Source organism: Microbacterium umsixpiens, assembly GCF_053543675.1.
On sequence record NZ_JBLVOH010000150.1, the window covers coordinates 45,812 to 50,526 of the forward strand.

The 4,715-nt window shown below is 68.6% G+C and carries 5 protein-coding genes and 1 pseudogene; 5 read left to right on the forward strand and 1 reads right to left on the reverse strand.

The genetic code is table 11. The features are described from left to right. Window positions 1-482, forward strand: a pseudogene (locus ACNPM4_RS14920) (thiamine-phosphate kinase); the annotation flags it as partial. Here ACNPM4_RS14920 and rsmD read toward each other — a convergent pair. Next, window positions 452-1,066 carry a 16S rRNA (guanine(966)-N(2))-methyltransferase RsmD gene (gene rsmD / locus ACNPM4_RS14925; RefSeq protein WP_448986172.1) on the reverse strand — a complete coding sequence of 205 codons (615 nt, stop codon included), beginning with the start codon at window positions 1,064-1,066 and terminating at the stop codon, window positions 452-454. The pseudogene ACNPM4_RS14920 and the gene rsmD overlap by 31 nt on opposite strands. Window positions 1,067-1,127: 61 nt before the next feature. Here rsmD and ACNPM4_RS14930 point away from each other — a divergent pair, with 61 nt between their 5' ends. The 4 genes from ACNPM4_RS14930 to rpmF all read left to right on the forward strand — a co-directional run bounded on the left by ACNPM4_RS14930 (window position 1,128) and on the right by rpmF (window position 4,657). Next, window positions 1,128-3,302: an ATP-dependent DNA helicase RecG gene (locus ACNPM4_RS14930; RefSeq protein WP_448986173.1), complete on the forward strand. Its 2,175-nt coding sequence runs from the start codon at window positions 1,128-1,130 to the stop codon at window positions 3,300-3,302. Window positions 3,303-3,329: 27 nt separating this feature from the next. Then, on the forward strand, window positions 3,330-3,827 hold the full coding sequence (coaD, locus tag ACNPM4_RS14935; RefSeq protein ID WP_029263537.1) for a pantetheine-phosphate adenylyltransferase: 498 nt from the start codon (window positions 3,330-3,332) through the stop codon (window positions 3,825-3,827). 69 nt (window positions 3,828-3,896) lie between these two features. Beyond that, window positions 3,897-4,445, forward strand: a complete 549-nt coding sequence (locus tag ACNPM4_RS14940) for a YceD family protein (protein WP_029263536.1) — start codon at window positions 3,897-3,899, stop codon at window positions 4,443-4,445. Window positions 4,446-4,447: 2 nt separating this feature from the next. Further along, complete coding sequence (gene rpmF / locus ACNPM4_RS14945) at window positions 4,448-4,657, forward strand: 50S ribosomal protein L32 (RefSeq protein WP_017830754.1); 210 nt, start codon at window positions 4,448-4,450, stop codon at window positions 4,655-4,657. Window positions 4,658-4,715 lie beyond the last annotated feature (58 nt).

The following is a 4,715-nucleotide window of genomic DNA, read 5'->3' on the forward strand; positions in this document are numbered from 1 at the left end:
TCGCCGGTGAGCTGGGCAACGCTGCACACGGACTCGCCGTGCTGTTCGGACGTTTCCGTGACGGCGATGCGCCCGTGCCGGTCGACGTCGCGAAGCTGGCGGCAGGCGAGTCCGCTGCGCTGGCCGCCCAGCTGCGCCCGTCGCCCCCGATCGGTCTCGGCGCGGTGGCGGCGACGGCCGGTGCGACCGCGATGATGGACATCTCCGACGGGCTCGCTCTCGATGCCCGCCGGATGGCCGCAGCGTCGGGGGTCACCATCGCTCTCGACCGCGCGGCGCTGGGCGCTGATCCGGAGCGTGCGATCGCCGGGGGAGAGGACCACGCGCTGCTCGCCACATTCCCCGAAGGCATGCTCCCGCCGGGGTTCCGCGTGATCGGACGGGTCATCCCGGGCGGAGACGAGGATCTGCTGTGCGACGGCCTTCCGGTCGACATCAGCGGATGGGATCCCTATCGGGACTGGGATTCGGTCTCGGGCTGATCGTCCGCTGGCGAACCATCGTCGGCCGCCGGCTCCGCCCACCAGAGCGTCGTGTCACCGTAGGACTTCTCGCGGAACAGCTCCAGACCGGCGGCACCGAAGTCGGGAGGAGTCGCACGGCGCGCTCGTTCGACGACGACGACCGCGTCCGGAGAGAGCAGTGGGGCGAGGGCGACGAGGTCGGCGGTCATGGCCGCATCGTCGAGATCGTAGGGCGGGTCGGTGAAGACCAGGTCGAAGGGCCCGGCCGCGCGCTGCAGGAACGCATGGACCGCGCCCTCGTGCACCCGACCGGCCGACAGGCCTCCGGCCTTGGCGACGACGGCGGCGTTGCGGCGGACGATGGCTGCCGCCTGCCGGCCTCGCTCGACGAGATCCGCGCTGGCGGCGCCCCTGCTCAGCGCCTCGAGGCCCAGGGCGCCGGAACCGGCATACAGGTCGAGAACGCGCGCGCCGTCGATGGCGCTCAGCGCCTCCAGTGCGCCGAAGAGCGATTCCCGCACCCGGTCGCTGGTCGGTCGCGTGCCGACACCCGGCACTTCCAGGCGTGCGCCTCTGGCGGCGCCTGCGATGATCCTCGTCACCACTTCACGATACGACAGCCCGGGTGACGGCGGTGTCGGTCGCGTTCCCTAGACTCGGAGCATGTCGCTCACGCTCGATTCCTCGTTGGAGGATGCGCTCGGTGCGGCGTCTGCCAAGACGCTCGGACGAGCTTTCGGCATGCAGAACGTGGGCGACCTGCTCTCGCACTATCCGCGTCGCTACGCCGATCCGGGCGAGCTGACGCCGATCCGCGACCTCCCCCTCGGCGAGACGGTGACCATCGTCGCCGAGGTCCTGTCCTCGAGCTTCCGACGGATGCGCAATCGGCCGGGCGCGATGGTCGACGTGGTCATCGGCGATGGAATCGGACGGATGTCCCTCACGTTCTTCGCGAAGAACGTCGGTGCGGCGGAGTGGCGTTCCAAAGACCTCGCGGTCGGCCGCCGCGGAGTCTTCTCCGGCAAGGTGGGGGAGTTCAACGGCGTCACCCAGTTCGCGCATCCCGAGTACGAGCTGTTCGACGATGAGGATTCCGCCCGGCGCAGCGCGGATGCGCGTGCGGCGGTTCCGATCCCGATCTACCCGGCGACCTCGGCGATCCAGACGTGGCAGATCGCCCGCCTCATCGGACGGGTGCTGGACGATCTCGTCGAGGTGCCCGACCCGTTGACGGCCGAGATCAGGGAGCGCGAGGAGCTGCTCACGGCCGACGAGGCGCTGGAGCGGATCCATCGCCCACGCACGCGCAACGACATCGATCCGGCCGTTCGCACCCTCCGGATGCACGAGGCGCTCACTTTGCAGACTGCGCTCCTGCAGCAGCGTGACGCGGTGCGCGCGCTCTCCGCCACGTCGCGGCCGGCTGGACCGGGAGGCCTCCTCGAGCGGTTCGACGCCGCGATGCCGTACACGCTCACGCCCGATCAGGAGACCGTCGGGGCGCAGATCGCCGCTGACCTCGTCGGGTCGTGGCCGATGAACCGGCTCGTCCAGGGTGAGGTCGGTTCCGGCAAGACGCTGGTGGCGCTGCGGGCGATGCTGCAGGTGGCCGAGAGTGGCGGGCAGGCGGCGCTGATCGCTCCGACAGAGGTGCTGGCCGGCCAGCATCTGCGCTCGATCGCGAAGATGCTCGGTCCCGATCTCGCCCCGCTGCTGATGCCGACGCTGCTCACCGGCCAGCTTCCGGCCGCGGAGCGACGCAAGGCTGCGCTCCGCGTCGCCTCGGGTCAGGCGCTCATCGTCGTCGGCACGCATGCGCTGCTGGGCGAGAAGACGACCTTCGCCGACCTCGGTCTCGTCGTGGTCGACGAGCAGCACCGCTTCGGGGTCGAGCAGCGGGAGGCGCTCCGCGCGAAGGGATCGAGCCCGCACGCGCTGGTGCTCACGGCGACGCCCATCCCGCGAACGGTGGCGATGACGGTGTTCGGCGACCTCGATACCTCCGTCATCCGCACGATGCCGGCTGGACGCGCGGGCATCGAGTCGTTCGTCGCGCCGCTGGCCGAGCACCCCGGATGGTTCAATCGCGTCTGGGAGCGCGCCGCAGAGGAGATCGCCCAGGGGCGGCAGGTGTTCGCGGTCTGCGCGGCGATCGACACGACGAAGAAGACCGCAGAAGCGGCTGAGCCCTCCGCGTTGGTCCCCGAGGGCGCGTCCGGTCCCCGGTGGGGCGTGGTGCAGCTCGACGAGGCTCTCGCGACCCATCCCACTCTCGGTGGGATCCGTCGCGCCGTGCTGCATGGTCGGATGCCGTCGGATGAGAAGGATGCCGTCATGCAGGCCTTTGCCCGCGGCGAGATCGATCTGCTGCTGGCCACCACCGTGATCGAGGTCGGCGTGGACGTCCCCAACGCCTCCACGATGATCGTGCTCGACGCCGATCGCTTCGGTGTCTCCCAGCTGCACCAACTGCGCGGACGCGTGGGCCGGGGTGGCGTTCCCGGACTCTGCCTCCTGGTCACCGAGGCGGAGTCCGGCTCCCTCGCTCGGGACCGTGTCGACGCTGTGGCAGCGACGCTCGACGGTTTCGCCCTCGCCGAGGTCGATCTCGAGCTGCGGGGTGAGGGCGATGTGCTCGGTGCCGCACAGGCCGGCGTCCGCTCGTCGCTCAAGCTGCTGCGTGTCGTCAAGGATGCAGCCCTCATCACGCGTGCCCGCGAGGTGGCCGAGAAGATCCTCACGGACGACCCGATGCTCCAGCAGCACCCCGGTCTTCGCGAAGCCATCGCTCGGCGCGTGACCGATGAGGATCGAGCGGCGCTCGCGAAGAACTGAGTTCGGTTCCTGCCCTAGGCTGGTGGCATGAGCAGCCGGATCGCCGTCGTCCCGGGTTCCTTCGATCCGCCGACCCTGGGTCATCTCGACGTGATCCGCCGGGCAGCAGCCCTCTATGACGAGCTGCACGTGCTGGTGGTGCACAACCCCGGCAAAGAGGCGATGCTCCCGATCGCACAGCGGCTCTCCCTCCTCGAGCGTTCGATCGCCGAAGACGGCATGCCGGGCAACATCGTGATCGGCTCGTGGAGCATGGGACTGCTCGTGGACTATGCCCGCGATGTCGGCGCCGGGGTCCTCGTGAAGGGCATCCGCTCGCAGATCGACGTCGCCTACGAGTCGCCGATGGCGATCGTCAACCGCCACCTCGCCGACATCGAGACCGTGTTCCTCCTGCCGGATCCGTCGCACGCGATGGTCTCGAGCTCGCTGGTACGTCAGGTCGCCTCGCTCGGCGGCGACGTGACACCGTTCGTTCCGCCTGCGGTGGCAGACTTCCTCGACACCGGTGGACGCGGGATCTGAGTCCTCCTCGGGGCGACGGTCAGCCCGGCCGCAGGTGCAGCCGAGTAGCATGGAACCGTGCGCTCTCGAATGAACGGCCCTTTCGTGCTCCCCGTCCGTGACATCGTCCGACGTCCGGGAGAGATGCGGGAACACGAGTTCACCGTGGCTCTCAAAGAGACCTGGGGGGAGGGTATCGTCACCTTCGAAGCGGGCTCGGACATCGACCTCGATGTGCGTCTGGAGTCGGTCCACGAGGGCATTCTGGTCTCCGGAACGGCCGACGCGGAGTACGTCGGCGTGTGCGGCAGATGCCTGATCGACATCGCTCGGCCCGTCGAAGTCGAGTTCCAGGAGCTTTTCGCGTATCCTGGTGAGGAAGAAACTGACTTCGAGGTTCAAGACGACCACGTGGATCTTGAAACTCTCGTCAGGGATGCGGCCGTATTGTCGCTTCCTTTTCAGCCGGTGTGTCAGCCGGATTGCCCGGGTCTCGACCCGAAAACGGGTGAACGACTGGCCGTGAGCACCGGAACGGAGCAGGTGGCTCCCATCGATCCTCGGTGGAGTGCGCTCCAGAACATCACAGACCAAGACGGCACGGAAGAATCTCGTGCCGCCGAGAAAGAAGAGAGCTAGTCATGGCTGGTAACCCCCCGAAGCGCAAGGTTTCCCGTTCGAACACCCGCTCGCGTCGCGCGCAGTGGAAGGCGGCTCCCGTCGCCCTCGTGAAGACCATCGAGAACGGTCAGGTCGTCTACAGCCGTCCTCACCAGGCCAAGGTCGTCACCGACTCCCAGGGCACCGAACTCTTCCTCGAGTACAAGGGCCGCAAGGTCGCCGACGTCTGAGTCGCGTACCGTGACGGAGGTCCCCGGGGGGACGAGGCCTCTCCCAGATAAGCTCCGC